The 25886-nt window shown below is 44.2% G+C and carries 30 protein-coding genes and 1 pseudogene; 11 read left to right on the top strand and 20 right to left on the bottom strand.

Going from position 1 to position 25886, the window contains the following annotated elements; translation table 11 throughout:
- Nucleotides 1-149: 149 nt before the first annotated feature.
- From ACN6NF_RS24830 to ACN6NF_RS24815, 4 genes are all read right to left on the bottom strand, one after another.
- The gene (locus ACN6NF_RS24830; RefSeq protein ID WP_474320171.1) at nt 150-2090 is read right to left on the bottom strand and encodes an ABC transporter permease; all 1941 of its coding nucleotides are present in this window, start codon (nt 2088-2090) and stop codon (nt 150-152) included.
- Nucleotides 2080-2841, bottom strand: coding sequence for an ABC transporter ATP-binding protein (locus ACN6NF_RS24825; protein WP_474320170.1), 762 nt, complete (start codon nt 2839-2841; stop codon nt 2080-2082). Before ACN6NF_RS24825 ends, ACN6NF_RS24830 begins: the two co-directional genes overlap by 11 nt.
- Nucleotides 2842-2943: 102 nt before the next feature.
- A complete protein-coding gene (locus ACN6NF_RS24820) occupies nt 2944-3948 on the bottom strand; it encodes a sensor histidine kinase (RefSeq protein WP_474320168.1) in 1005 nt (334 codons plus the stop codon).
- Nucleotides 3941-4636: a response regulator gene (locus tag ACN6NF_RS24815; RefSeq protein WP_474320166.1), complete on the bottom strand. Its 696-nt coding sequence runs from the start codon at nt 4634-4636 to the stop codon at nt 3941-3943. The genes ACN6NF_RS24820 and ACN6NF_RS24815 overlap by 8 nt, the downstream gene beginning before the upstream one ends.
- A 164-nt stretch (nt 4637-4800) precedes the next feature.
- Between ACN6NF_RS24815 and ACN6NF_RS24810 the strand changes: the two genes are divergently transcribed.
- Complete coding sequence (locus tag ACN6NF_RS24810) at nt 4801-5430, top strand: YfbR-like 5'-deoxynucleotidase (RefSeq protein ID WP_019689016.1); 630 nt, start codon at nt 4801-4803, stop codon at nt 5428-5430.
- Between the two features lie 207 nt (nt 5431-5637).
- Here the strand turns inward: ACN6NF_RS24810 and ACN6NF_RS24805 are convergent, their stop codons facing one another.
- Nucleotides 5638-6822 carry an RCC1 domain-containing protein gene (locus tag ACN6NF_RS24805; protein ID WP_474320165.1) on the bottom strand — a complete coding sequence of 395 codons (1185 nt, stop codon included), beginning with the start codon at nt 6820-6822 and terminating at the stop codon, nt 5638-5640.
- Between the two features lie 117 nt (nt 6823-6939).
- Between ACN6NF_RS24805 and ACN6NF_RS24800 the strand changes: the two genes are divergently transcribed.
- Nucleotides 6940-7431 (top strand): hypothetical protein, encoded by a 492-nt coding sequence (locus ACN6NF_RS24800; RefSeq protein WP_474320163.1) that lies wholly within the window; start codon nt 6940-6942, stop codon nt 7429-7431.
- 48 nt (nt 7432-7479) lie between these two features.
- On the opposite strand, the gene ACN6NF_RS24795 is transcribed toward ACN6NF_RS24800, so the two are convergent.
- Entirely contained in the window at nt 7480-8187 is a 708-nt protein-coding gene (locus ACN6NF_RS24795; protein WP_474320162.1) for a phosphodiester glycosidase family protein, read from the bottom strand.
- Between the two features lie 237 nt (nt 8188-8424).
- Here ACN6NF_RS24795 and ACN6NF_RS24790 point away from each other — a divergent pair, with 237 nt between their 5' ends.
- On the top strand, nt 8425-9411 hold the full coding sequence (locus ACN6NF_RS24790) for an aldo/keto reductase (RefSeq protein WP_474320161.1): 987 nt from the start codon (nt 8425-8427) through the stop codon (nt 9409-9411).
- Nucleotides 9412-9526: 115 nt separating this feature from the next.
- Here the strand turns inward: ACN6NF_RS24790 and ACN6NF_RS24785 are convergent, their stop codons facing one another.
- From ACN6NF_RS24785 to ACN6NF_RS24760, 6 genes are all read right to left on the bottom strand, one after another.
- Nucleotides 9527-9826 carry a spore coat protein gene (locus tag ACN6NF_RS24785; RefSeq protein WP_277375994.1) on the bottom strand — a complete coding sequence of 100 codons (300 nt, stop codon included), beginning with the start codon at nt 9824-9826 and terminating at the stop codon, nt 9527-9529.
- Nucleotides 9823-10035, bottom strand: a complete 213-nt coding sequence (locus ACN6NF_RS24780; protein WP_016822559.1) for a hypothetical protein — start codon at nt 10033-10035, stop codon at nt 9823-9825. Before ACN6NF_RS24780 ends, ACN6NF_RS24785 begins: the two co-directional genes overlap by 4 nt.
- A 28-nt stretch (nt 10036-10063) precedes the next feature.
- Complete coding sequence (locus ACN6NF_RS24775) at nt 10064-11200, bottom strand: zinc-dependent alcohol dehydrogenase (RefSeq protein ID WP_474320159.1); 1137 nt, start codon at nt 11198-11200, stop codon at nt 10064-10066.
- The gene (locus tag ACN6NF_RS24770; RefSeq protein ID WP_474320157.1) at nt 11197-11607 is read right to left on the bottom strand and encodes a spore coat protein; all 411 of its coding nucleotides are present in this window, start codon (nt 11605-11607) and stop codon (nt 11197-11199) included. Before ACN6NF_RS24770 ends, ACN6NF_RS24775 begins: the two co-directional genes overlap by 4 nt.
- Nucleotides 11608-11617: 10 nt before the next feature.
- On the bottom strand, nt 11618-11869 hold the full coding sequence (locus ACN6NF_RS24765) for a spore gernimation protein GerQ (RefSeq protein WP_474320155.1): 252 nt from the start codon (nt 11867-11869) through the stop codon (nt 11618-11620).
- A gap of 73 nt (nt 11870-11942) precedes the next feature.
- Complete coding sequence (locus ACN6NF_RS24760; protein ID WP_474320154.1) at nt 11943-13481, bottom strand: FAD-dependent oxidoreductase; 1539 nt, start codon at nt 13479-13481, stop codon at nt 11943-11945.
- A 158-nt stretch (nt 13482-13639) separates the two neighbouring features.
- Here ACN6NF_RS24760 and ACN6NF_RS24755 point away from each other — a divergent pair, with 158 nt between their 5' ends.
- Nucleotides 13640-14308, top strand: coding sequence for a hypothetical protein (locus tag ACN6NF_RS24755; protein WP_474320152.1), 669 nt, complete (start codon nt 13640-13642; stop codon nt 14306-14308).
- Between the two features lie 210 nt (nt 14309-14518).
- Here the strand turns inward: ACN6NF_RS24755 and ACN6NF_RS24750 are convergent, their stop codons facing one another.
- The 3 genes and pseudogenes from ACN6NF_RS24750 to ACN6NF_RS24740 all read right to left on the bottom strand — a co-directional run bounded on the left by ACN6NF_RS24750 (nt 14519) and on the right by ACN6NF_RS24740 (nt 16154).
- Nucleotides 14519-14812, bottom strand: a complete 294-nt coding sequence (locus ACN6NF_RS24750) for a DUF1330 domain-containing protein (RefSeq protein ID WP_016822569.1) — start codon at nt 14810-14812, stop codon at nt 14519-14521.
- Between the two features lie 145 nt (nt 14813-14957).
- Nucleotides 14958-15331, bottom strand: a pseudogene (locus ACN6NF_RS24745) (winged helix-turn-helix transcriptional regulator).
- 199 nt (nt 15332-15530) lie between these two features.
- Nucleotides 15531-16154, bottom strand: coding sequence for an acetate uptake transporter (locus ACN6NF_RS24740; RefSeq protein ID WP_474320150.1), 624 nt, complete (start codon nt 16152-16154; stop codon nt 15531-15533).
- Nucleotides 16155-16370: 216 nt separating this feature from the next.
- Here ACN6NF_RS24740 and ACN6NF_RS24735 point away from each other — a divergent pair, with 216 nt between their 5' ends.
- The 3 genes from ACN6NF_RS24735 (at nt 16371) to ACN6NF_RS24725 (ending at nt 18367) form a co-directional block, all read left to right on the top strand.
- Nucleotides 16371-16727 carry a nucleotide excision repair endonuclease gene (locus tag ACN6NF_RS24735; protein WP_474320149.1) on the top strand — a complete coding sequence of 119 codons (357 nt, stop codon included), beginning with the start codon at nt 16371-16373 and terminating at the stop codon, nt 16725-16727.
- Between the two features lie 109 nt (nt 16728-16836).
- Nucleotides 16837-17781, top strand: a complete 945-nt coding sequence (locus ACN6NF_RS24730; protein ID WP_474320147.1) for a helix-turn-helix transcriptional regulator — start codon at nt 16837-16839, stop codon at nt 17779-17781.
- A gap of 64 nt (nt 17782-17845) precedes the next feature.
- Entirely contained in the window at nt 17846-18367 is a 522-nt protein-coding gene (locus ACN6NF_RS24725; protein WP_474320145.1) for a DinB family protein, read from the top strand.
- On the opposite strand, the gene ACN6NF_RS24720 is transcribed toward ACN6NF_RS24725, so the two are convergent.
- From ACN6NF_RS24720 to ACN6NF_RS24710, 3 genes are read right to left on the bottom strand one after another with little or no spacing between them, the layout of a single operon-like run.
- A complete protein-coding gene (locus ACN6NF_RS24720) occupies nt 18300-18836 on the bottom strand; it encodes a Crp/Fnr family transcriptional regulator (RefSeq protein WP_474320143.1) in 537 nt (178 codons plus the stop codon). The genes ACN6NF_RS24725 and ACN6NF_RS24720 overlap by 68 nt on opposite strands.
- Nucleotides 18837-18872: 36 nt before the next feature.
- The gene (locus tag ACN6NF_RS24715; RefSeq protein WP_474320142.1) at nt 18873-19613 is read right to left on the bottom strand and encodes an SDR family oxidoreductase; all 741 of its coding nucleotides are present in this window, start codon (nt 19611-19613) and stop codon (nt 18873-18875) included.
- Between the two features lie 29 nt (nt 19614-19642).
- The gene (locus ACN6NF_RS24710; protein ID WP_474320141.1) at nt 19643-20221 is read right to left on the bottom strand and encodes a TetR/AcrR family transcriptional regulator; all 579 of its coding nucleotides are present in this window, start codon (nt 20219-20221) and stop codon (nt 19643-19645) included.
- A gap of 297 nt (nt 20222-20518) precedes the next feature.
- On the opposite strand from ACN6NF_RS24710, the gene ACN6NF_RS24705 reads away from it, so the two are divergent.
- Both ACN6NF_RS24705 and ACN6NF_RS24700 read left to right on the top strand, forming a co-directional pair.
- A complete protein-coding gene (locus ACN6NF_RS24705; protein WP_474320139.1) occupies nt 20519-21250 on the top strand; it encodes a YheC/YheD family protein in 732 nt (243 codons plus the stop codon).
- Nucleotides 21251-21293: 43 nt separating this feature from the next.
- On the top strand, nt 21294-21566 hold the full coding sequence (locus ACN6NF_RS24700; protein ID WP_474320311.1) for a DUF2798 domain-containing protein: 273 nt from the start codon (nt 21294-21296) through the stop codon (nt 21564-21566).
- 154 nt (nt 21567-21720) lie between these two features.
- Here the strand turns inward: ACN6NF_RS24700 and ACN6NF_RS24695 are convergent, their stop codons facing one another.
- The gene (locus ACN6NF_RS24695; protein ID WP_474320138.1) at nt 21721-22461 is read right to left on the bottom strand and encodes an SDR family NAD(P)-dependent oxidoreductase; all 741 of its coding nucleotides are present in this window, start codon (nt 22459-22461) and stop codon (nt 21721-21723) included.
- 158 nt (nt 22462-22619) lie between these two features.
- Between ACN6NF_RS24695 and ACN6NF_RS24690 the strand changes: the two genes are divergently transcribed.
- On the top strand, nt 22620-23507 hold the full coding sequence (locus ACN6NF_RS24690) for a LysR family transcriptional regulator (RefSeq protein WP_474320137.1): 888 nt from the start codon (nt 22620-22622) through the stop codon (nt 23505-23507).
- Nucleotides 23508-23551: 44 nt separating this feature from the next.
- Here ACN6NF_RS24690 and ACN6NF_RS24685 read toward each other — a convergent pair whose 3' ends face one another.
- On the bottom strand, nt 23552-24421 hold the full coding sequence (locus ACN6NF_RS24685; protein WP_474320309.1) for an AraC family transcriptional regulator: 870 nt from the start codon (nt 24419-24421) through the stop codon (nt 23552-23554).
- Nucleotides 24422-24670: 249 nt separating this feature from the next.
- Between ACN6NF_RS24685 and rlmN the strand changes: the two genes are divergently transcribed.
- Complete coding sequence (rlmN, locus tag ACN6NF_RS24680; RefSeq protein WP_474320136.1) at nt 24671-25768, top strand: dual-specificity RNA methyltransferase RlmN; 1098 nt, start codon at nt 24671-24673, stop codon at nt 25766-25768.
- The last annotated feature ends 118 nt before the right edge of the window (nt 25769-25886 follow it).

Genomic DNA, 25886 nt, shown 5'->3' with positions numbered 1-25886 from the left:
TGCCATTGATGATGAATAATAAAATAAGCTCCCCCCCTTGGGGTTACGATGATAGTTATTTTATTGTACACGCTGGAACGAAAATGCTCAAATATTTGGAAAAGCCCCCGGCACTTGTGCTGAGGGCATTTTTTTGATTTTTTTGCCAGTTATAATGCTGATTTAATGACCTTTTTATAATACAGAATGGATAGCACTCCAAAGATGGAATATAAGGCGGTGTATAGCACCATCACGATGATCATAGGCATCCAAATTTCGGTTCCAAACAAGAACCAGCCAGATTGGACGGCGAAATAGCTGTGTGATAGGCCGATCACTAACGGAATGCCGAAGTTAAAGAGTTGTTTTATTTTAATGCCTCGCAGCAGGTCACTCTGGGTGAACCCTAACTTTCTTAACACGGTATAATTGGCTTTTTCGTCTTCGCTCTCATCCATTTGCTTAAAATAAAGAATGCAGCCTGATGTAATGAGAAAGGTCAGTCCCAAAAAGCCAACGACAAACATGATCACTCCCATATTTCTCTTCTGATTACTGCTCATTTCAAGCTGTGATGTTTGTTGATCATTAAAATTCGCAGCTGCAAAGAGGCGATCGGCTTCTTCAACCTGCGCTGAATTTAGCATATCAATTCCAATATATAAGGATGACTTCTTTTGGATCTCTGGATTTACATCTTTCTTTAACCGCTCAAAAATGGTTTCGTCTACAATGACAGTGGGTACTCCCCCGGCTGCAAAATAATAGGGAATCACATAATCCTTTTTTAGACCCACATATTGTTGAGGTATGACTTCTGTTTTCCCCTTCAAATCCAAGGGTCCAAAGTCTTTTAAGGACATGAATTTCTGTAACATATCATTATAGCCCGTTAAAACCGTTTGGCCTGGAGATACATCCGTACCCTCCACAGATTGGTCGCTTACGACAGGCAGTGTCATGGAATCCGTACCATCATTTAATTGTTCCATAGGAGTCTCCATAATTTGCGCTGCCTTCACACTGACTTGAATCACTTCAATTTTCTTTTCACGATACTGTATATCATGCTCATGAAGTAACGCTTTGAATTTCTCCGCATCCGGCACATTCGTCATGGCAAAATGGGAAGGTACATTATCCTCAGCTGCTTGATCCGCAGAATAATAGGCGATATAGCTTAAGGATAGTAAACCGATAGCAAGTGCCGATACTGTTGTAATAATGGTTAACAACAAAGCATTAGATTTCATGCGGAACATAATGGATGAGAGGGACAGCACCTCATGGATGTTTAAGTAGCCGCCTTTGCTTTTTCTGATGATATTGGAAATAAAGCGGATGGACCCTTTGTAAAAAAGAAATGTTCCGATGATGACAGAGCCCAAAATAAACACCATCGCCATAAATAGTTCATTTAGGGATGTAAAGTCTCCACCAAATAATCTGGAGGAAACATAGTAACCTAATGCGATGAGTGAGACGCCAATGATCCCGATGATCATCTCAAAGATCGTTATTTTCTTGATTTTCCCTTCGGTGGTTGAGGTCACTCGAAACAAAGATAAAATACTTTGTCTTTTGATAAAAGAGTAATTCATGACCATAATCAGCAGGTAGATGACAACGAAAACGATGAGTGTTTGAATCAGTGCTTGGTTGGAGAAGTATAGAGTGGCAATAGCTTCGACGCCCGTCGTCTTAAATAAGATCATGATCACTAATTTAGAAAAGGAAAACCCAACTCCTATTCCAACGAAAAGGGAACCGAAGTATAAAATTAAGTTTTCAGCACTCAGAATGCGAAAAATTTTATTTTTAGTCATTCCGATCAATTGGAACAAGCCGATTTCTTTACTACGTCTTTTTATAAAAATATTATTAGCATACAAAAGGAAAATGCAGACAATAGCGACCAGTAAGACGGAGGCTGCCCGTATAGAAGCTGCACCTTTAACAGAGCCTTTCACTTCGTCCATGGAGGGATCGTATTGTAATGTGACAAAGGCGAAATAGAGCGCAACACTGAAAATGAGAGCAAAAACATAGAGATAATAATTTTTCAGGTTTTTTTTCAAATTCTTTAGAATGAGCAGATTAATGTTCATATTGGACCCCGCCTAAGACCGCTTGGGTTTTCATGATATCCTGGAAGAAGCTTTGTCTCTCCTGCTCACCTTTATGAAGCTGCGTATACATTTGCCCATCCTTCATAAAGATGACGCGGCTGCAATGGCTGGCTGCAACAGGATCGTGCGTGACCATAATAATCGTTGCCTTGCGCTTTTGGTTCAGCTGACCCAGCTTGTTTAATAGATCAGAAGCCGACTTCGAATCCAGCGCACCTGTAGGCTCATCGGCAAAAATAATCGTAGGTTCATGAATAAACGCTCTAGCCGCAGATGTACGCTGTTTTTGCCCACCCGAAATTTCATTTGGGTATTTGTCTTTGAGCTCATAAATCCCCAGTTCTGTAGCCACTTCCTGAAATCTCCGGTTGGCCTCTTTTTTAGGCGTTTTGGTGATAGATAGGGGCAAGAGGATGTTTTCCTTCACGGTGAGCGTATCCAGCAGATTGTACTCTTGAAAAATAAAGCCTAAATGCTTTTTGCGGAATTCAGCCAGTTGCTTCTCTTTCATTTTCGTCATTTCGATGTCATTGATTTTAATGGAACCGTGGCTCACTTTATCAATGGAGGAAAGGACATTTAGCAGTGTGGTTTTACCTGAACCGGAGGCTCCCATAATACTGACAAATTCACCTTCTTCAATAACGATATCTATTCCCTTCAAAACTTCCTGCATATTTAGCTTGTTACCATAGCTTTTATGAATCTTATGGGCTTCTAAAATATTCACTTCGATGCACTCCTTATTGTTCTTGTAGACTTATTATAAAAATCGTGCTGATGCTTTTCCTTTGATCGGGCGAACAATACATAAAAGCATGTGACATCTCTGTCACATGCTCATCATACGTACGAAATCATTTCGTTTGGGAAAAATTAAAGTGAAGGTAGTACCCATGTCCGGCTTGGAGTGCACATTTATATGTATGAGCAAGGACTGTGCTGCCTTTTTCGTTAAATATAAACCCATGCCTGTTGAAGTATGATCGGAATGTTGGGTTGTGGATGTAAAACCTTTCTCAAAAATACGAGGTATATCCTTCGGATCAATCCCGCGCCCAAAGTCTTGAACCTCAAGCTGTATTTGATCCTTATGTTCATAGCTGTGAATGATAATATCATTAGCATCGCTATATTTGATGGCATTGGTTAAGAGCTGTCTGATGATAAAAGCCAGCCATTTAGCATCACTTAGCACTTCCGTGTGCTCAAGTTGGATGTCAAAACCGATTCCCTTTTGGATGCACCATGACTGTAATGCTTTGATCTCTTTAAAAACCAGAGATTTTAAATCTACTTGCTCGACGTACAAATCGTTTTCAATAAAAGATATGCGCTTCTGATGCAACTGTTGGTCCAGCAGTAAATGAATTCGCAGCCATTCATAAGTTAGCTGAGCCTTAAGAGATTTGTCATCCAGTCGCTCAATCATCAAATGCATGGCGGTTAAAGGTGTTTTCACCTCATGAATCCAGGATAACAGCTCATCTTTTTCGTGTTCCAGGGTCAATTGATTTTGCGAGATCATCTGTTGTATTCGTTCGGTCTGATGAATTATTTTGTGTTCAATGATTCGCTCAAACGGACTCTCAGGTTCGCCCATTCCGGTTAATTGGAGAGGGCCTTCCCATTCTTCTAGGGACCTATAGAACTTGGTTTCCTTGGGATAGCGAACGATTAAAAAAACCAAGAAAACCAACATAGATAAGAAAACGACGTACAGGATCGGCATTAACGGAATGGCCGTATCCACATAAGCGATGAGAAGGATCAGCATTTGTTGGCATACAAAAAGTAGAATCCAGCTCAACCTTTCTTTCAAGTATGTTCTAATCATAGGCAGGTGCCTCTTCGATGGCCATGTAGCCTTGTCCCACCTTCGTTTCAATGAAACGGCCCAAATCCAGCTCATCCAGTTTTTTTCGCAGGCGATTCAAGTTGACGGTCAGGGTGTTGTCGCTGACAAAACGCTCATCATCCCATAAGCTTTTAATTAATTCCTCCCGAGAGACAATTTTGTTCTTTTGCTCAATCAGCAGCTTTAATATATAAATTTCGTTCTTGGTTAATTCAATGGAACCCGCCTCATTGGCTACTACATTTTTTTCATAATCGACTGTCGCTCCACGCCATGTTTTCAGGGAAACAGGTTCTGTATTGTAATTATACACGCGGCGGAGTGTCGCCTGTAATTTTGCAATCAGTACATCAAAATGAAACGGTTTCTGGATAAAATCATCCGCTCCAAGCTGCATCGACATCACCATATCCGTAGGATGATCCCGTGAAGATAAGAAGAGGATAGGAACGTTAGAGTGGGATCGAATCATTCGACACCAATGAAACCCATCAAATTTCGGCAATTGAATATCAATCAGGACCAGATCAGGCTTTATCGTTGTGAATTCTTGAATGACTTTACTAAAATCCTGGATGCCGTACACATCATAGGCCCATTGAGTTAACCTGTCCTTTATTTCATGGAACAAAGTTTCATCATCTTCAATCAGCAAGATTTTAAACAACGATTTCACCACTTTTACTTTTTTATATAAAGTGTATAGCAAAATTTGTTTATGTGCTATATATGGTGAAATCAACTTGATATTGCGATAATCTGCTGTTAATAGTTGAGGTTTATAGTTAGTTTATATCACAATCTCATACCGTTTAAAGGATGGATGCATGGATGGGAATTCACACCTATTTTCGATCGCTAAATGAGTTGGAAAGAATTATTCGTTGTCCAGGCAAGTTTAAATTCGAGGAACATAGTGTATCGGCTCATTCCTGGAAAGTAGTACAATATGCCAAAACCCTGGCTGATATCGAAGAGAGAAACGGCCTCAATATTGATTGGAAAAAGCTATACGAGATTACCAGCAGTCACGATTACGGCGAGATTTTTATTGGAGATATTAAAACGCCTGTTAAGCATTCCTCCAAGGAACTCCGGCTATTAATCCAGCAGGTTGAAGAAGGTATGATTGAGTATTTTATAGAAGAGAATATTCCCGAGGATTTTAAAGCCATTTTCCGCAAACAGCTAAGAGAAGGTAAAGATGATTCTGTTGAAGGCTTAATTTTAGAAGTAGCGGATAAAATGGATCAGGTGTATGAAGCATTTGCCGAGCTTCAGCGGGGAAATACCGAAAAGGAATTTATCGTGATGTATCGCAATGCGCTTGTAAAAATCAAAAATATTAATTTGAAATGCGTTGAATATTTTTTGGAAAATATCCTGCCGGATATGGTCAAGGAAGAGACGCCTTCATCCATTGATATCAAAAAGATTACGGAAGAGGCCTTAGCTCTGTAAATGAATTTCCTTACCGTCTTTCAGAAGCTGCGAAGCGCTTCTGTACATACATAACAATAGTTTGGATGTAATTAAGAAGCTCAAGCTCATAAATGTGAACATAAAAAGCAACAAGTAGAGTTGATGAACTGCTACTTGTTGCTCTTTTGGATTCGATAATCATAAGAGACTATGCGTATTTCTTGAACAATATACTAAAAATGTTATTTATTTTGAAAATGGATTAGGGAAATTGGTTTTAGTGGCTGCATTTTGTTGCTTGGTATTGCCAATGCCCAGTTCACCATTTCTGTTAAATCCCCAGGACCAGACTGTTCCATCGGCTGTCAAAGCATGCGAATGGTTGCCTGCTGCACTGAAAGCGACTACATCGGTTAGAGGCGTATTCATCTCATCTACAACCTGAGTCGGGACTTTAATCGAAAACACATCAGTCCCGTCACCTACTTGTCCTTCATTATTGGTTCCCCACCCCCAAAGGGTTCCGTCATTTTTCAGTGCGAAAGTTTGGGTTTTGCCTGCTTTCAGTCTATTTACATCGGAAATATTGATCAATACAGGTGATCTTCTAAAGGTAGAGGTTCCATCCCCCAGCTTACCAGAAGTATTGCTACCGGAAGCGTATACTTCTCCGCTATTCGTTAATACATAAATGCGGTCAGCTCCAGCGGTAAAGTTTTTGATATCATCAATTCGGTATTGAACAGGGGTGAGTTGGTTTTCTTTATCATCCTGCCCCAGAGCGCCGTCAAAACCACGTCCCCATACCCATAACTGATTGTTTTTGTCTAGAGCCGCGCCAAAGCTATCACCAGCGTCAATGGCTACAATATCTTCTAGGCCTTGTACCTGAACAGGTTTCACAGAAAAGGCGGAAGCCCCTTTTGTGCCAATACCCAGCTGTCCAAAGTTATTTTCTCCATAAGCCCACACGGTTCCGTCATTTTTGAGCGCAAGCGTAAACTGGCCTCCTGCTCTCACTTCCTTAACATTGTCAATATATTTGTTTTTAACAGGGACCCTTGCCGTATCCCGCTTGTTCCCTGTTCCTAGTTCGCCGTAACTTGCAAAACCCCAAGACCAGATCGTTCCGTCTTTTTTGAGCAAGGTTGAGTGCAAATCACCAGCATCAATCATAGCGATGTCAGATACATCTGCTTGCATCGGGCTTGTTTTGTTATTTCCACCACCATTGCCTACACCGAGCTTGCCATTGCCGTTACTTCCCGTTGCGTAAAATGAAGATCCATCTTCCATAGCCAGGTAAGCGTTAGTGGTCCCTGCTGAAAGCAAATGGTCGTAATTCACGTCAGAATCGGCGCTTGCTGTAATGGAGCTCCACACTAGAAGTGTTGATGCGGCAAGAGCTGTTAGACCGAGTTTTTTTAACATATAAACTACACACCTTTCAAAATGTAATGGGTAAATACAAACTAAAGCAACCAAATTGTTCCGGTCACGTCTTATTAATAAGTCACAAATGATAAACCAGATTAGGGAGGTTCACTGATGAAAAAAAGAGTTTCTGTCCTTGTCTTACTTGTGGCAGCATTATTATCGGCATGTTCTAAAACGGAATCGGCGCCGCCAGTTAAACAACCTCATACAAATGAAGTGGTGGCTCAATCCATTTTTGATTTAGAACGCCTGGAAAGCACAACGGTATACACGGGGCGTGCTAAAATTGAAAGCATCGAAAAAATGGATAAAGAGATCGAACAACCATTGGCAGCCCCCAGCATGGATTATTTGATCCGATTTGAACAGCCGGTTCAATTTGCTCAAGAACTACCTCAAAGTAAAGATCCAACGGAGAAGCCTATCCAATCGGTCTATATATCCGTTCCAGATACACATATTTATAAGCAGATGGATGGTCAGCGGAGGCAATTAATCCGTCCAGCAGAATTACAGGTGGGGCAATCCATTGAAATCTCCTATGTGTACCCTGCAACGCCTGTTTTCCTAGCATTGGAAATGGTCGTGCTGGATGATTTGTAGAGGAGGCCAGTAAGACCTCCTCACTCCTATGGAAGCACGTCCTAAGCCTTAGGTGATGTTAATAAGTTTTACCATGTTGTAGATATAACGTGTTTGCTCATATTTGACCATGGTGCCTGCAGAATTTTTGACCTGAATGCCGGACGAGCCTCCACCATCCAGAAGAATGGCTTCGAAGCAATCCTGCTTGATAAAATAGTTGCGAAGTTGTTTCAGCGTCGCATTTTCATGAACAACCAGGTAGACCTGCCAAATGTTATTGACGACTTTGAAGCCCAAGCCTGTCCGTCCGATGGATTCGGTGTATCGCAAGGTTCCGTTCAAGTCGAAATTTTCAATCTCTTTCAGCTCCTTGAGCCATACATCTTCCTCATTTTTCAGTGACAGACTACCGCCGCTAATAATCGATTTGTACTTAATTGCCGTTCCCATTTGTTTTTTGAGATCCGTCACACTTGAAGTACGAGTAATCCCTATTTTTGTTTTGTTGCTTTCCGTAAAAATAAATGCAGTACCCCGACTATTCTCTTTGGCATTTGCCTTAATATCGTGAGTGTTATTAGGTGTCACCGCAATGGATAAACCTTGAGTCGGTGGCTTTGTGGTGCTGATAGGGTAAAAGAAGCCCCCATTAATTCCGTAATCGGTTTGCTGTGTGATCCGGCTTCGAATATTTTTATTTTGAATATTCGAGGCTGGCGTAATGATCACATGGAAACCATCTGACGTTTTGGTGTAAGAGTAGTTTGCTGGCATGGGAAACCTCCAATTAATGATTTTGAAACCGAATCTCGCGCGATAATTCGTTTCTCATATATATAGGAAATTTACAGCGGCTTCTTACAACCAGAAGTCAACTTTTTATAAAAAAAATTAAAATAGCATATTCGAAATACCACTTGACTTAAAGTTAACTTTAAGTAGTAACATACGGGATGTAACGTGAAGATATTAAGAAATGCGTAACTATTCCGAAATTTAGGAGTGATAGAATTGAAAAAGAAACAACTGGGTAACAGCGACCTTCAAGTATCTGCTCTAGGGCTGGGCTGCATGGGAATGTCCGAGTTTTATGGTGAGTTAGATGATCAGGAATCGATCAAAACGCTTCATCGTGCGTTGGAGCTGGGGATCAACTTTTGGGATACTGCCGATACCTACGGTGTGGGGAAAAATGAAGAACTGATTAGCCAAGTTCTGCGCAGCCGACGTGATGAAGTAGTGTTAGCTACCAAGTTTTCGATTATGCGCGGGGAAGATGGTGCATTTATGGGGGTAAGCGGCCGTCCTGAATATGTAAAACAGGCATGTGATCGCAGCTTGCAAAGATTGGGTGTAGATGTGATTGATTTGTACTACCAGCACCGGGTCGATCCGAATGTGCCTATTGAAGAAACAGTAGGGGCGATGAGTGATCTGGTCCAAGCGGGAAAAGTCCGCTATCTGGGGCTATCCGAAGCGTCTCCTGCACTGATTAGACGTGCTCACAAGGTACACCCGATTACAGCGCTGCAAACAGAATACTCCTTATGGAGCAGGGAAGCGGAAGACGAGGTTATACCCACATGTAAGGAGCTGGGCATCGAATTTGTGGCCTACAGTCCACTGGGCCGTGGATTTTTGAGCGGACAAATTCAGAAGTTGGATGATTTCGCAGAAGATGATTACCGTCGCACGGCGCCACGTTTTCAGCCTGAGAATTTCCAAAAAAATCTCGATCTTGTGCAGCATGTTAAGGATCTTGCGGCTCAAAAAGGAGTCAAGCCTTCTCAGCTGGCTTTGGCCTGGCTGCTTGCGCAAGAGGGAATTGTACCGATTCCCGGCACCAAACGGGTCACGTACTTAGAGGAAAATGCAGGAGCAGTTGATGTGGAGTTGTCCGCAGAAGAAATGGAGACGATTAACGCAATCATCCCGAAAGGAATGGCAGCGGGCCTTCGTTACCCGGCAGAGCGGATGCCAAATTGGCAAGCGGAATAATAAGGATCACGAGATAACCCCTTGAGCCGTCTTTAACGCGAATTGGCGTGAAAGCTGGCTTAAGGGCTTTATATATAAGCAAGAATGTGCTTCGTATAATGCCGGAGGCATCCTTTTACAAGACAGGAGCTTGCAATGCAGTATTGATATTTTGCAGATCCATTGACAGCTGCTCATTTACGTTCCATGGGTGATACCAGCCGCGTTCAATCATGTACGTTGAAATTTGCTCATGCATATCAATAGCTTCATCCAGTTGTTTTGTAAGCATAGCTTTAATTTCTGGAGTTCCTGCTTCCGTTACGGCCATAGCATAATTTCTTACACCGCTTTTGGCGGTGTTTAAAAAATCAGCAGCAATCACTTGGTCGGTTAACGTATTGAGTCCGGTCAAATACTCCAAGAGTATATTCATTGCTCCACCTCCTGTGATGACGAGGCTTGATTTAGAACGTTACTCAGCTCTTGCAATTGTCGTGTTGTTAGGTCAACGTCCTTTTGCAAAATAGCTTTCAGAACCGGATCAGAGATCAATGCTTGCATTGTTTTAGACTTGGTAAGACACACTGTTTTGAATGCTGACAATTCATGGACTTCAAGTGTTTCGTGTAGGCCATACACCATATAACATTTGCCTCCAGTCAATATATAGTTAAGGTTTAAGTACAACTTTGATGCAATTGTCTTGTCTGGTATCGAAAATTTCATATCCACGTTTGGCATCGCTTAGCGGAATGACGTGTGTGACAACGTCACCAGGGTCAACCTTACCCGTATCTATCAGCTCATACATGTAAGGCATATAGTGAATAACGGGGGCCTGTCCAGTTCGTAAATTAACATTTCGCTGAAAAATGTCACCCATCGGAAAACCGTTATATCGACCGCCGTATACCCCGGTAACTTGAATGGTGCCGCCTTTGCGGACAGCCTGTGTAGCTATGACTAAGCCTCCCAAAGCTCCACCGTGAAGTTTAAGACCGGAAGCCAAGGATTCCAGCGGAGACATTTTGCCGCTCATGCCGGAGCAGTCAATAACTACGTCCGCGCCTCCTTTGGTCATTTCCTTGAGGTAGTTGCCGACGTTTTCTTGCGATTCCACATTAACGATCTCCACATGATTGGTGCGCTTCGCGTGTTGCAGTCGATAATCCAGATAGTCTGCTGCAATGACTCGCTTGGCCCCTTTGAACCAGGCGAACTTTTGCGCTAACAGACCTACCGGTCCACAGCCAATAACAATGACGGTATCCCCGTCCTTCACTCCGGCATTATCGACGCTCCAGAATGCAGTAGTCATGGCATCAGCAATTAGGCAAAGCTTCTCGTCAGGATGTTCGCAGCTCTCCGGAATTTTGAAGTGAGTGAAGTTGGCAAAAGGCACACGTAAATATTCAGCTTGTCCACCTGGATATCCACCAGTTGTTCCTGAGTAGCCGAAAAAACCGCCCATTTCTCCATGCTCATTAGAATGATCACATTGACTTTCCAATTGGTTTTTACAGTAAAAGCATTCACCGCACGCGATGTTGAACGGAATGATCACGCGGTCTCCCTTTTTCAATTTGGTTACGCCGCTGCCGACTTCTTCTACAACCCCCATCGGCTCATGCCCAATTACATAATTCTCTTGTAGATTCGGAATCATTCCATGAATGAGATGCAGATCTGAACCACAGATAGCGGTTGTTGTCAGTCTGACAATCGCATCATCGGCTTTTTGAATACGTGGGTCAGGAACGTCTTTAACGACAACGTTTTTAATTCCTTGGTAGGTCACTGCCTTCATGCCTGATTTCCCCCAATATGTTCGTCCGGTGTGCGATCAAACATACCTTTACGGGTGGTATCGTCCGGGAACAGCTTCATCTTGCTAATGTCCACCGTCTTGTTGGCTGACAGTTGATCCAATTGATATTGCTTTTGCAGATCATAGGGATGAAACCATTTTTTTCGTACCATCAGTTCAGTAATTTCCTGATGAAGCGCAATACCTTGATGCAGTTGATTGCGCAACAGAGTTCTGGCATCGGTAGAGACGGTTTCTGTCAAAGCTACTGCTGTGTTCCGAACCCCTTCCTTGACGCGAATCAGAAAATCCATTGCAAGTGTTGTGTCTGCCATTTCCGGCATATTTAATGAGTTTTTTGGGTCCACATAATCCATTTTAGCGGACTGGGTCTGGTTAGGTGTCATATCATTCACCTCAATTTAAAATTGGTGTTGGGCGGAAGTCAGGAACAGGCGTTTGAAACGGTGCTCTAGCATAGATTGCTTGCAAATCGGCAATAGCCTGAATGGATTGTTGAACATCTTTTTCCATTAGATCCTTTAGTTCTTGATCAAATACTAAGCCCTGCATTAATTTGGACTTGGCTAAACATAAGGTTTTGAAGTTAAGCACTTCGTGGATATCCAGGGACTCATGCGCTGCTAATGTAGGCTGTTGGCTTATCATAGGATCACCTTTCTTTTATGATTCTCGAAGGTATGTTGTCCAGCATAACTAGGTTTATTCCGAAAGCATCATGCTATTCGGCTTCAACCTTGCCAAGCGCTTTTTTAGCGGGTCCTTCAATTACTTCGCCTTGATAGGAAAAGCGTGAGCCATGACATGGGCAATCCCATGTTCTTTCCGCCTCGTTCCAGTCAACTTCGCAGCCCATATGGGTGCACGTTGTGTCCACTAGGTGCAGTGTGCCTTGTAAGTCTCGGTAAGCGCCTGCCCTTTTGCCATTCACCCGAATGACTGCCCCTTCGTCTTGCTGGAGTTCTTCAGCCTTTTTGTAGCTAATTTCCAGTTTTCCGGCAATCAAGTGTTTAGCCACATTCGCATTTTGAGTCACAAATGTTTTAATGTCGGGGTCTGCATGAAATCTTGAAGGGGAGAAAAGCTCCCGATACGGGCTTTCCTTTCTGATAATGAGATTCGTATTTAATAAAGCCGCCGCGACACTTGTGGTCATCCCCCATTTTCTATAGCCCGTAGCCACGAGGATGTTAGGAACATCGGATAATTCCTGCCCGATGTAAGGGAGCTTGTCTAACGAATACAGGTCCTGTGCCGACCAGCGATAGACGATTTCTTTTAACCCAAATGTTTGCTCTGCGAACTTTTCTAAAGCTTCATAGTATTGAAATGTGCAGATTCCTTGACCCGTTTTGTGGCCTTCGCCGCCGACGATGACCATCGGTTCACCGTTTATTAGTACAGAGCGAAGCGAACGTTTGGGGGTTTCCGCACTTAGGTACATGCCACCCGGATAGGTTTTGTCCGTCTTGACGGCTAGGACATAAGACCGCTCGGCATGCAATCGCGCAAAATAAAGACTGTTTGGATCATTGAACGGAAAATGAGAGGAGGATACGACATGGTTGCAGGTAATTTTATGTCCGTCGCTTGTTTTAATGATGGCAGGGTTTCCTTTATCCACACCCACAACGGTGGTTTGCTCATAAATTTTCCCGCCTTGCCGAATGACTTGATTTGCTAGATACCTTAAGAAAGGAACCGGATTAAACTGAGCCTGGTTCTCCATCATAATAGCTGCTTTAGTTGAGAAGGGCAGAGGTGTTTGTTCGACATAACTTCCCGGGATGCCCAGTTCCTTGTAAGCTTTATATTCGTCGGCTATTTTTTCTACATACGTATCTGTACTTGTATAAACGTAGGCATCTTCTTCTGTAAATTGACAATCGATATGATACTCTTCTACCGTTTGTCTGATAAATTGAAGAGCATCACGGTTGGCTTCGTAATAGAGCCGGGTTTTCTCCTTGCCAAAATGTGAGAGAAACTCGCTGTAGATCAAATCATGTTGTGCGGTAATTTTGGCGGTCGTATGGCCCGTTGTTCCATGAAGTATCCGCCCTGCGTCAACGACTGCGACGTTTAGTCCTTTTTTAGAAAGTAAATAAGCAGTGGTAATACCAGTGATCCCTGCACCTACAATGGCAACATCCACCTGAATATCTTCACTGAGCTTGGGAAAACTGGGGATGTCAGTTGAAGCTAACCAATACGATTCTGGAAATTGCGGAAAGGCGACATGATTTTCATCTTGTTTCATTTTCAAAAGCACCCCTTTGACTACAATTATTGTATACATTGTTATCATTGTATGATTTTATATACCCTAAAATAGGGATACTTTCAGCCAGTCTTTATCTTGTTTTCAGCTTGACCGGGTACAATCAAGGCAATTTTCCCGGGGAGGATGCATATCTAATGAAAACAAAGACGAAAAAGGCGGTTTGGATTCCGGCAATCATCGCAGTTACGGGAGCGGCTCTACTCGTAATCTACTATTACTACATGTCCTCGGTTTCCGGTGGCAAGCCTGGCATGCGACCTCCGGGAGGCGGCAATGTACCAGGGCACATGGGCGGAAGTCCCGGCGGAAAAGGTGGTGTGGGAAACGGAGAAATATTTAACACCTTGGGTACGATCTCCGTTTTTCTTGGGGCGGCCTCTTTCTGTTGGTTCTGGTTTAGGAAGAAACTGAGATCACCGTCAATGTTGGTTCAAAAGGCCGGAAAGTTGTTTCACTCCTTGCATAAACTGCTGGGTTGGGCGACCTTGATTCTTATTGCCGTTCATGGTGTCTATTTCCTGATTACCAAATTTCAAGATCACAAAACCTACTCCGGCGTAGCAGCCTTTGCTATTATACTGGCTATCTCCGGGTACGGCTTCTATATTAATAAAGTACGTAACAAGTGGATGCGAACCATCCATCGTATACTTGGACTGCTGTGGGTTCCCGTGCTGCTACTGCATGTCGGCGGAACAGCAATTATGGCGGTCATCGCCACTCTTGCCGTGGGGGGACTAGTCTGGACACTCGACAGAATGGCGGAGAAAACGATGAAGCCTGTCGCAGGGGACACTCTATAATTTTATGGAATGTTGTTACCTTCATTCCGGGGGAGAACAAGATGCTGGCGGAGGTGTACGGTTACATTTTTTACGTTGTACTAGAATAACTGCTGCGTCCTTAGTAGGACGTAGCAGTTCGTTTTATTTAATGACTATGAAATTAAATAAGCTAGTTACCTAATTCGAGTGCGAATTGTCCTAATATATGAAAAGTAGCAGAACAGGAGTTTATGCTCTTCCGTTAACCAGAATAACATTAGCTTGAGTTCCTGATTGGCGCAGCTTAATTAAGGGCGCGTAGTCATCAGAATAATAGAACTGCTTGGCAGCCTCGTAAGTCGGGAATTCGTGAACTACGACTATTGACGGCTTCCATGTGCCTTCCAGTGTCTCGGGCTGTGGATCTAGCGTAAGGTTGCGGAATCCCGGAACTTTCTGCAGCAGCGCATCTGCTAGCTCTGCGTATTGTTTGAAAACAGCTTCTTCCTCTACTTTTATATCTACGATAACATATGCGCTCATATTCATTCTCCTCTGTATGTCGGACGGTGATCATACGTCCTAGGATTTCGCCGGCGAGCATCTTTAGCTTAATCCGACACGCGGAGATTTGTAAATTAGGCACTTTTTTTATCCTCAGTTTCATTTATTACACCGGTTCGTGATTTCAGGTTTGAAAGTCGGAGAGATGATGTTCGGCCTGAAATCGTTCTCCCCAAGCCTTCATTTGGGTGAGTATTGACTCAAGCGAAGCCCCGAGCGGGGTTAGCGAGTATTCCACTTTTGGCGGAACAAGGTGATGAACTTCGCGGTGAATGAGACCGTCTGCTTATACTCTCGCAGTTGGAGGGTCAGCATTTTTTGGGTGGCCGTGGGAAGTGCTCGCCGCAGTTCTTGAAACCGCTTAGTTCCACCCAGCAATTCGTACAGAATGATTCCTTTCCACTTTCCGCCGATAATGCTTAAGGTTACTTCCACCGGACAGCCTTTAGTCGGCGTGCAATTAACTCCATTGTTCAGCCGTTTTCTCAACGATATCATCTCCTTTCACTTTGTTATTATACCAATATTGCACTTGGCAGTTTAGTTCAGATATAGCGACACAAGGCAGCACTTGACTTCAAGTTAACTTTAATAAGCAGCATCTAGTAGCAAGCCGAGTAATTCCAGCCTTATATCCCCAAAGCCATCCTTAACGCGGATCGGCGCGAAAGGCGGCTTAGGAGATATACGTATGCAACTAAGGACGTGGTTTGAAAATGCCGAAAGGTCGTCCTACGGGCAGGAATGTACGGCCAAAATGTGCATTCAGGACAGCAGCTGCTGTACCGTACAGCGAGAGTAGACCGATGCCCATTTCAGCATAAGCAGCGATGGTATGGAACACCTCTGGGGCGATGCCGAATGCATCGAAGCTAAGGCCGAGGAACAGAAAATCAATCAACACAAAAATAAAAAATAGAACCTTATGCGTCTCCATGGCTCCAATGGTCATGAAGAGCGTAAAGATGAGATAGCCGGCAAAGGCAAAGCCGAGCTGTCTGCCATCCACCGCTGATGCCAGCTCTGAGCCGAATACGCCCATTTTAATCATCCAGCTACTAGCTACGGCTAACCAGAAGAAGGCGTAAGCACCAAATGCCGTCATACCAAAGGTGTTGTTATGCTTTGCATCCTGAATGCAGGCAAACAGCTGTGCAAAGGCACCAAGGAAAATAGCCCAAGGAATAATAAAGCTCAAGCCTTCAGTGAGACCAAGCTTTTGGGATGAAGCTACAAGCGTTACAATGGCCAAGCCAAACAGGCCGATCGCGCTCGGATCGGCCGTTATGATTTTTACGTTAGAATGAGATTCATTTTGCATGAAAAAATAGAAGCCTCCAATAATATTCAAGTACGCGTCAATCTGCCGATGCCAGAATCACACTGACATATTGTAACGGAAACCAACCTACTCGCATAGTAGGTAATTCATAAAATTCCTACCGATCTGTTTAGTGACGGGCAAGGATTTATTAAATGGTGTTAGCGCAGGATTTATGATAGTATTTACACCTATATAGAATGAGGAAGTGACATAGTGATTAATATAACGATTCCAACTCCAGATATCACGATTACCAAACAGATTAACCCTGAACTCAGCCATATTTACGGATTTACAGATTTCCACCTGATCCCTAGAGATAAGGCTGGTATCTTTATGTTCTACAACGCACAGGAGGAATTGCTGTTCGTTGGGAAAGCAAGAAAGCTAAGACCAAGAATCAAAAAGCATTTTGAAGATAACGTATCGCCGATCAAGGCCAATCGGAACGAAGTGGCGATTATTGAGGTCTGTATTGTGGAAGATGCGGTGGAACGAGAAATTTATGAGACCTATATCATCAATTCGCAAAAGGCTAAATATAACGTTGAAAAAGTGTTTTTTAAGTAAAGAAGCAACTGCTTTATGATAAAAGAGCAATAAGCCGCAGTCGTGCACTGCCCTTATTGCTCTTTTAAATTCGTGCATTTAGATCCTCTCAAGGACGGGGCGATATAGGATGAACAAAACCGACCGGCTGCTGGCCATCTTGCTAGAGTTACAACGTAACGATATTTTACGGGCCGAGGATTTAGCGGCGATTTTCGAAATAAGTGTGAGAACCATCTATCGGGATATTCAGGCTTTAAGCGAATCGGGTGTGCCAATTGTAGGAGCACCGGGCATTGGATATTCCTTGATGAAGGGTTACTTTCTGCCTCCTGTAAGTTTTACCGCAGAAGAGGCTGTGGCGCTGCTAATTGGGGCAGATTTTGTTGAACAAAAATTTGATACAGACTATGGCAAGAAGGCCCAAGCTTCACGCAGAAAAATTGAAGCCATTTTACCAGAGAGCGTTCGCAGGGAAGTTACTCGGGTGCGGACGACCATCAGACTGCTGGCGGTGGGTAAAGGGACAAACCATACAGAGAAAGCCTATTTGGAGATGCTGCGTATCGCTGTATTGGATAAACGGAAGGTTCGGTTTGGCTACTCCAAAAAAATGCCAGAGGCTGACGGAAATCGCCAAAGTGTGCGTGTGGTCGCCCCTTATGGTCTTGTACTACTTCATGGTTCGTGGGTTTTGATTGGACAATGCGAATTGCGGCAGCAGATGCGTCATTTCCGTTTGTCGCGTATGAACGATCTGATCATGCTAGAGGACAGTTATCAGTTGCCTATTGATTTTAATTTGCAGGATTATAAGCAAGTCGATGACCGTCACATCAATGTTCACATAAAGGCCCGTTCGGATATTGTAGATAAATTGAAGGAAGCGAACCATTTTTACATGGAGTCCATAGAGGAGTGTGAGGATGGAATCCATGTATTTTTCCGTGTTAGGCACCCAGAGGAATTACTATCATGGATACTTAGTTGGGGCGCAGATATGGTGGTGCTGGAGCCTGAATCGCTTCGCGAGCGTGTCCGAACAGAAGTGGAAAAAATGTTGAAATGCTACTGACATAATGCTGTCAGTAGCGTTCTTGTATAGTAAAGCTACTTTGATAGAGAGGGGCATTTACTATATGAATACAAGCGAAACATTACAGAGTTTTGAAAAAACGGCACAGCACTATCTTCTTGAATTGGACAGCTTTACCCTGGAGCAATTGCAGTACACACCGCAGGAGGGACAATGGTCGCTTGGGCAAATGTATCTTCATTTGGTGAACTCTGCTCTTTATATGCATCTTAGGAACATAGAGCTTTGTCTACAGTCTAATGGGGAAAAAGGGACTAAAACGGAGGCGGGCACAACCGCATTTAACTTGGGAAGCTATCCACCCATACGTATTCAAGTCCCACCATCTCCGCAGTATACTCCCCCCCAACCGACGAGCAAAGAAGAGATTGCAGAAGGATTGAACGTGGTGATCCGTAAAATGAGGGAGATTGAGCCAACCGTTGAGAAATCAACAGGGTCATCTACTTCCCCTCATCCTGGATTTGGCGCGTTGAATGCGGGAGAGTGGTTTAGACTCATCGAGATGCATTATCGTCACCATCTTTCGCAGATGGAGCGCCTGAAGCACGCAATAGCCGGTTAATCGTCTCCCGGCGTAACCCGATGAACTGTCCGATTTCCTCTTGCGTCAGCACGTCTGTTAACGTAGCGGGTGCGATGTAGGAGTGGAACCAGCGTTGAAGCTTCCGAAGCTTCTCGGCAGGCGATACCTCCGTGAGCTGGTCAATTCGTTGCTGCATCATGCGCAGCTTATCCTGTAGCTGCAAAGCGATGGCTCGGCATTGAGCCGGGTCTTGCTCCAGCTTCAGGTACCATTCCTTTTGCGACAGAACCTCAATCTCTGAGGTGACCAGCGCCATCGCGGTACCATAATAAGGATTGGGACTGATGAGAGAGTGATGAGGGATGATCTCATCGGGCACAATTACATTAACTAAAATTTGCGAGCCGTCTTCATGGACTCGGACAATTTTTAACAAGCCGCTCTTTAAGTGATATAAAGGGCCTGATTCCCCTTGTCGAAATAAGGTCTCGCCTTTGTGTAATATCATGAACGTGTATAGCCTCCATTTCATGTATTCCAGCTTTTAGATGAACCCGCCATTGACGCGGATGGTCTGTCCGGTAACCCACTGCGATTTGGCGCTGACCAGAAACTCAATCACATCAGCGATATCTTCTGGTTCACCGAGACGACCCATAGCATTCATTTTCTTCATGCCTTCGATCTGCTGCTCTGTTTTTCCTGCTTGAAAAAGCTCTGTGTTGACCGGACCGGGAGCCACGGCGTTGATCGTAATTTGTCTGCTTCCGAACTCCTTGGCTAGCTGACGGGTAAATTGCTCCACCGCGCCTTTCGTACCCGCGTATACACTGTAGGCTGGAAACATTTGTCCGATCACGGACGTGGACAGATTCACGATTCTTCCGTAGTTCTCCATGTACTTCATCGCTTGCTGACAGGCAAAGAAGGTACCCTTTACATTCAGTGTGAATTGTTGGTCAAAATCAGCTTCGGTCACCTCAGCCAGAGGTTTGGTAATCATCAGCCCGGCGTTGTTAACCAGAATATCCACTTTGCCGAATTCAGCAATCGTATTGGTAAATAGTGCCTCAATATCGCTCATCTTGCCCAGATCAGCATGGAGAGCGATGGCTTTTCCGCCTTTTTGAGTAATGCCCTCCACAACTTCTTTGGCTTTGTCTGGACGGCTGGCATAATTTACGACTACATTAGCACCCAGCTCAGCCAGTTGCTCGGCAATCGCACGTCCAATTCCTCTGGAGGAGCCAGTGATAATCGCTATTTTCCCATCCAAATGCTTCATATGTGCTTAGCCTTCTTTCCAAATGTTTTTTATGAGATTCCCTTTTCTAAAAGCATCCACACTTCTGCAAACTCCTGATCAATCGCCGGACTCTTCCATTCGTAAGCATGTGCGGGATGATGAAAACGGGCTGTGGCATAGAAAAGCGTACGCGCCAGTTGGGCCGGCTGATCTGCTGTGATGCCTCCGCGCACAATAATGTCAGCAAGCTGACCCACAATGTGGGCGATATGCTGGTCGATTAAATCCGCGGCCTGCTCGGTGACCCGGGTATACATCTCGAACATTTCCTCGTCATCGCGGGCATAATACTGTTTAAGCTCGATCAAGGTCTGTATATATCGTTTTAAATGAGGCGTTCCCAATACAGATGAATCCTGACATATCTCTGTTAACGGCTTAATAATCTTTTCATTTAGCCACTTTTCGGTCACGCCTTCAAGAAGCTCGGCCTTACTTTTAAAGTGTCGGTAAATAGTGCCGTGACTTACTCCTAATACTTTGGCAACATCGGTCACGGAGCTTTTGGCTACACCAAAACGCCTAAGTGTGTCTTCCGTAGCAATGAGAATCTGTTCCTTGGTCAGAATATCTGAGGATTTTTCCATAGAGACACGGTTAGCTTACCGTGTGAGTCACCTCCTTGAGGTCAGAATAACACAAAGAGTATCAAATGACAAATATGAGTTTTTGTCATTTGATACTCTTTTTTTTAAAAGAATCCAAAGAAGTGGCCAGGAAAACTACAATAGCGATTCGATGACAGGATCAATAGCACAGGGCGCTATTGTTACTTCAAATCTGCCTCTTACATAGCATACTGTGGCATTCGCCGTTACCAAGATAGAATATAGATGCATATTCATGTAGTGTGTGCAAAAACCCAACAGAATTGAGGGATATTCGTGCCCATAGGAAAGATGATTCAATACAAGGAAATGCGACAACATCCCATTTTAAGCTCGCACTTGCCCGAAACCCGCTGGATTACAAATGCAAGGATTTTACGGATGCTGGATACCTATCGCACAGTCTTTATCAAGCCTAATTATGGCAGTGGAGGAACCGGCATCATACGCGCGAAAAAGGTAGGGAGGAGATATGAGGTTCGTTGTGGCTCCAGTCGCAGAGTCGTTAGATCCCACGCCGTAAGAAGAGCAATTAGAAGCTATCGGAGACCTCACCGTCGTTATTTGGTACAGCAAGGACTTAAGTTAGCCAAGTACAAAGGTTCGATTTTTGATGCCAGGGTGTACATGCAGAAGCCGGAATCGGAATGGGTCATTTCAGGGATAACCGGCCGTGTCGCTGCACCTCGAAAAGTCGTTACCAACTATCGGAAGGGAGGACATGCGGCGCCGTTGTCCAAAGTGCTTTTAAAAGTTTTTAAAAATGACAGAGCGAAAATGAAAGAGATTTTGGACCAGGTCATTGAGCTTTCTAGAATCATTGCCGACACGATTGACAAAAATCATCCGGTTCGCGAGCTGGGCATCGATCTTGCTATTGAGAAGAGCGGTCAAATCTGGATTATTGAGGCCAATCCGCATCCAGGGCATATGTTATTCAGGCAGCTCCCTAATCATAAGATGATTCGCAACATTTTGAGAAACAAACGCCGTATTCATCATCATTAGGATAAACTGTTTTAAAGCAGCACTCTAACATCAAAACTGCTACATTCCAAGGTATCGTCGAGATGAACGATACCTTTTTTATTTTGGTTTAATGATGTGCTTGGGGATGGTCGTTTTCATGACATTGTATAATCTATATACAAATGGCTTGATTGGCACCATATCTCTAAAAGCAATGCTTCTTCAATTTATTTTATGTTTTATCACTGCTTTCGTATTGGAGATATTTATTGTCGGTGTAATTCTATCCCTTTCATGTTGTATGGTCATGGGGATGGTTCTCTGTATGTCACTGTATGGACTGGCGATGGCTTAACTTTCTAATAGTCTTTCGGGAGGCTCATTATTTAAAAATTACTTATCTTTAGTTACCAATAGGCAAAAATGTAGCTAATTACGGGATACGATAGCTCGACAGCCGCCTTCTGTCTAGGAAGGCGGCTTGTTTTTTAGCTAGAAGCTCAGCATCTTTATAGCGTTTGTCCGCTGTCTACCGTAATGATCTGGCCTGTCATGGCCTCCTGCTCCAGGGCAGAGCAGACCATGCTGGCAATATCTTCAGGTGTAGAAATGCGCTGTAGCAGCAGATGGGGAGCTAATTGTTTCATTTGTTCTTCCCTACCTGCCCACCATCTGGTCGCCACCGCCCCTGGCACGATGCAATTGACTCGAATATCAGGTGCCAGTGATCGTGCTAACGATTTGGTTAGCCCGTGGACAGCTGCTTTGGATACCGCATACGGTAGCGAGGAACCTAGCCCGGTTTGTCCTGCTATACTTCCCAGATTGACGATAGCTCCTTGTTGACGATGCTTCATACAAGAAGCCACGGCTCTGGCACAGTAAAACATGCCTTTTACATTGACATCCAGGAGGTCATTCCACACCTCTTCCGTAACAGCTTCTAAATCTTCCATGGGAATATGATGTGTAATGCTGGCGTTATTCACCAGTACATCAACCGTGCCGTATTGCTGAACAATCTGCTCGACCATCGCTCGAACTTCCCGATCTTGGGAAACATCTGCCTGTAATGCAATTGCACTTCCTCCCTGTTCAAGTATCATACGGACGGTTTCCTCTGCATCGTCTTTAGAACGAGAATAGTTGACGACGACTGTAGCCTTCCGGAACGCCAACTGCATGCATATCGCTCTTCCAATTCCTGTCCCGCCACCTGTAACCAGGGCTACTTTTTGGTGTAAATCCATGTATACCCGCTCCTATCCAACTCATTAGTATTATGTGAGAGAAAATAATATGGTTTGATATGGATCATTGTAGACGATGTATTATATTTTGTATAATTGAATTAAATGAACTTGAAATTCAATAAAATTGAATTAAGCAAGTAACATGGGAGTCGAGAATGGATATTAAAGCACTCAAAACATTTCAGATGATTGTAAATTACGGTAGTTTTATGCGTGCAGCGGAAGCGTTGAATTATGCACAATCCACCGTGACGATGCAAATACAGAAGCTGGAATCCGATCTAGGAGTTCAGCTGATTGAACGGGGCAAGAAAATAAAGTTAACTGAAGCGGGCAGGATGTTGTACGAGCAAAGTCTGCATATTGTTAAAGATATGGAGCAATTGCAGGAAAATATGGAGAACCTGCAAAGGGGAGCCGCAGGGGACATTCGTATAGGAGTGACTGAACCAACCGCCAGTTACCGACTACCTAAAATTTTAAAACGATTCTTGAACGATCATCCCCACATTCGGGTTTCTGTTGAGTTTGGGAATACCCCTACATTAATTGAGCGTATGCTCAAAGGAGATGTGGACATCGCGTTATGCTCTGCCCCGGATTTGAGTTCTGAGCTATATTTTGAACCTTTATTTAAAGAGAATTTTGTGATTTTGATGCCTGAACATCACCCTCTTGCAGAAAAGGAGTGCATTAGACCCGCAGATTTGCAAGGGCATCGCCTGCTTATTACCTCGTCTATCTGTCCTTATCGGCGCAAACTTGAAATGGTCCTGAGGGAATATGGAATAACCACGTTAGACACGATGGAGATTGGCAGCATGACGGCTCTGAAATCTTATGTGGAATGTGAATTAGGGATTGCCCTGGTTCCACAAATTCTAGTCGATCCTGTCCCGGGAGGAACAGCAGTGAGGCAATTAAGCGGCAGCTTGATTGATATGACCTTTGGTCTTCTGTGTAAAGCAACCGAGGCACCGCTGAAGCTGGCAAGCTCAAGGCTATATTCCGTATTAAAGCAGGAACTTGGGCAATTGTCCTGAGCATACGATATCAAACCGACTGCAGTAGGCAGCCGGTTCGTTTGTTATTTTTTCGTAATCGGAATCCATACTTCACTTCGGTAGTCTTCAGCATGAGCATCCCCCATGGTATACACTTCCAGTTCAGGACCGCCTGAATGCTCATAATTGCTGGCAGGGAACCATTCCTGGTAAATTCTTTGCCATACCTTCTGGATCGAGTGAGGCATAGGGCCGGTGGATGTAAACACGGCCCAGGTTGCAGCCGGGATGGTTCTGGCTTCTAATCCGTTCGAGGCTGCTACATCTTCACTGCCCTCTGCGGCGATGAGATAGCTAAATGTTTCCTCACCGTGCTTCATGTCCAGACATATACCGAGTATATCGTCGCCTGTCCCCAAGGCATGAATGCGATCTGATGTGCCATCTGCGTTAAGCTGATCCCAGAATTTTGGGATTTCCCGCAGATTTCCCCCGTTCTTAGTCGTGACTTGAATGGACTTTCCAATGACCGTAAAGGCCGCCTTCTCTACAATTTTATAATCCATTTCCTGGTCTCCCTTCAGCGATAGATGGAAGGTGATGCGCGGAAAGGCTTTCAGGTTCACCCCCGGGTTTCTGGCCTCAGAGGGAGAAATACCGTGTACCTTTCGGAACGCTTTAGAAAAAGATTCGGGGGAATCATATCCGTATTTGAACGCAACATCCAGTACTTTGGTAGTAGAAAGACTTAATTCCTGAGCAGCCAGGGTCAACCGACGTTTGCGCACATATTCTGCTACCGTAACGCCAGTCAGCATATAAAACATCCGTTGAAAATGAAAGGGCGACGAGTAAGCTGCCTTTGCAATTTCATCGATATCGAGGGGCTGCTGCATTCTTTCTTCCATTAGATCGAGTGCGTTCTTGATCCGAACCAACCATTCCAACCACATCACCTTCCTTAGTTGTCATCATATCATTCACGGTGTTCTTCATCCTGTCTTTGCGTGCTGTTGTTGAACAGGATTTCATCAGCCTGCCCCCTTGTGTTCATAATTAAAATTTGGGACAATAAAAGGAGTGTTTGAATAGCGTAGAGCGCTCAAACATGCTATGATGCAATGATAGTTGAGACGAGTCGTGATGGCTAGGGTTTATATATAGAAATACGAATTTTAACGTTTGTGAAAAGAGGATCGAACATGAAAAAGGAATCCATTTATGGATTAACGCTAGACCAATTGACAGCATGGCTCATCGAGCATGGACATAAAAAGTCTCGGGCATTACAGGTATGGGACGCATTGTACCGGAAACGGATTACTGATTTTGCGGCGATGACAGAGGTCCATGAGAGTTGTACTCGCCTGTTGGCAGAGCACTTCTCTATTGAGACATTGGAAGAACACGTGAAGCAACAGTCAGCAGACGGGACGGTCAAATTTTTGTTCCGCTTGCAGGATGGTAATTTAATAGAGACGGTTCTGATGCGGCATAAGTTTGGACTATCCGTATGTGTGACGACCCAGGTGGGCTGCAACATTGGATGCAGCTTCTGTGCGAGCGGATTGTTGAAGAAGAGCCGTGACCTTTCCAGTGGTGAAATCGTAGGACAAATCATGAAGGTGCAGCTGTATCTGGACCAGGAACGTCCGGGCGACCGGGTCAGTCACGTTGTGGTGATGGGGATTGGCGAACCGTTTGATAACTTTGTGAATCTGTCCGATTTCATTCGGGTCATTAAGGATCATAAAGGGCTGGCGATTGGGCCGCGGCATATCACCGTGTCCACCAGTGGCCTTGCCGATAAAATCATTGAATTTGCAGATTCCGATCTGCACGTCAATCTTGCGATCTCCCTTCATGCTCCGAATAATGAGATTCGTACCCGCATTATGAAGATCAATCGGGCGATTCCGATTGAGAAGCTCATGCAGGCGATTGATTATTATTTGGACAAAACTAATCGTCGTATTACGCTAGAGTACATCTTGCTGAAGGATGTTAATGACGGTAAGGAGCATGCGCTCGAACTGGCTGAGCTGGTGGGCCATCGTCGCAATCTGGCGAACGTGAACCTGATTCCGTACAATCCGGTGGATGAGCATAGCCAATACCAGCGGAGTGAGTCGGAGTCGATTACTGGCTTTTACGATGTTCTGAAAAAACAAGGCATTAGCTGTAGTGTTCGGCTGGAGCATGGAGTGGACATTGATGCGGCCTGCGGACAGCTGCGCAGCAAGCAAATCCGCAAGGATGCGAGCGGCAGCCGCAATGCGGAGCGCGAAGCTATTAGTTAAAATGTAAAAGCGTACTCTCTAACAGGACTACGCTTTTTTTATATACGAGCCATCGAGCAAAACATCCTCTGTAAATGTGAAAATAGTCACGTAATAGTTGCTGCTTTTACGTTATAGT

This window comes from Paenibacillus sp. TSM33, from assembly GCF_056099025.1.
Note: the sequence above shows the minus strand (reverse complement) of the source record. Positions and strands in the feature narration are given on the sequence as shown.

Coding starts and splice junctions, on each gene's coding strand:
- ACN6NF_RS24785 (WP_277375994.1), bottom strand. CDS start 9,826: ATGAATATACTCTTGGAGTATTTGACCGGACTCAATACGTTAACCGAC.
- ACN6NF_RS24715 (WP_474320142.1), bottom strand. CDS start 19,613: ATGAAGCATTTGGATGGGAAAATAGCGATTATCACTGGCTCCTCCAGA.
- ACN6NF_RS24765 (WP_474320155.1), bottom strand. CDS start 11,869: ATGATAAGCCAACAGCCTACATTAGCAGCGCATGAGTCCCTGGATATC.
- ACN6NF_RS24775 (WP_474320159.1), bottom strand. CDS start 11,200: ATGAAGGCAGTGACCTACCAAGGAATTAAAAACGTTGTCGTTAAAGAC.
- ACN6NF_RS24690 (WP_474320137.1), top strand. CDS start 22,620: ATGGATATTAAAGCACTCAAAACATTTCAGATGATTGTAAATTACGGT.
- ACN6NF_RS24730 (WP_474320147.1), top strand. CDS start 16,837: ATGAACAAAACCGACCGGCTGCTGGCCATCTTGCTAGAGTTACAACGT.
- ACN6NF_RS24760 (WP_474320154.1), bottom strand. CDS start 13,481: ATGAAACAAGATGAAAATCATGTCGCCTTTCCGCAATTTCCAGAATCG.
- ACN6NF_RS24795 (WP_474320162.1), bottom strand. CDS start 8,187: ATGCCAGCAAACTACTCTTACACCAAAACGTCAGATGGTTTCCATGTG.
- ACN6NF_RS24805 (WP_474320165.1), bottom strand. CDS start 6,822: ATGTTAAAAAAACTCGGTCTAACAGCTCTTGCCGCATCAACACTTCTA.
- ACN6NF_RS24820 (WP_474320168.1), bottom strand. CDS start 3,948: ATGATTAGAACATACTTGAAAGAAAGGTTGAGCTGGATTCTACTTTTT.
- ACN6NF_RS24685 (WP_474320309.1), bottom strand. CDS start 24,421: ATGTGGTTGGAATGGTTGGTTCGGATCAAGAACGCACTCGATCTAATG.
- ACN6NF_RS24830 (WP_474320171.1), bottom strand. CDS start 2,090: ATGAACATTAATCTGCTCATTCTAAAGAATTTGAAAAAAAACCTGAAA.
- ACN6NF_RS24770 (WP_474320157.1), bottom strand. CDS start 11,607: ATGACACCTAACCAGACCCAGTCCGCTAAAATGGATTATGTGGACCCA.
- ACN6NF_RS24710 (WP_474320141.1), bottom strand. CDS start 20,221: ATGGAAAAATCCTCAGATATTCTGACCAAGGAACAGATTCTCATTGCT.
- ACN6NF_RS24780 (WP_016822559.1), bottom strand. CDS start 10,035: ATGGTGTATGGCCTACACGAAACACTTGAAGTCCATGAATTGTCAGCA.
- ACN6NF_RS24810 (WP_019689016.1), top strand. CDS start 4,801: ATGGGAATTCACACCTATTTTCGATCGCTAAATGAGTTGGAAAGAATT.
- ACN6NF_RS24755 (WP_474320152.1), top strand. CDS start 13,640: ATGAAAACAAAGACGAAAAAGGCGGTTTGGATTCCGGCAATCATCGCA.
- ACN6NF_RS24750 (WP_016822569.1), bottom strand. CDS start 14,812: ATGAGCGCATATGTTATCGTAGATATAAAAGTAGAGGAAGAAGCTGTT.
- ACN6NF_RS24800 (WP_474320163.1), top strand. CDS start 6,940: ATGAAAAAAAGAGTTTCTGTCCTTGTCTTACTTGTGGCAGCATTATTA.
- ACN6NF_RS24740 (WP_474320150.1), bottom strand. CDS start 16,154: ATGCAAAATGAATCTCATTCTAACGTAAAAATCATAACGGCCGATCCG.
- ACN6NF_RS24720 (WP_474320143.1), bottom strand. CDS start 18,836: ATGATATTACACAAAGGCGAGACCTTATTTCGACAAGGGGAATCAGGC.
- ACN6NF_RS24725 (WP_474320145.1), top strand. CDS start 17,846: ATGAATACAAGCGAAACATTACAGAGTTTTGAAAAAACGGCACAGCAC.
- ACN6NF_RS24695 (WP_474320138.1), bottom strand. CDS start 22,461: ATGGATTTACACCAAAAAGTAGCCCTGGTTACAGGTGGCGGGACAGGA.
- rlmN (WP_474320136.1), top strand. CDS start 24,671: ATGAAAAAGGAATCCATTTATGGATTAACGCTAGACCAATTGACAGCA.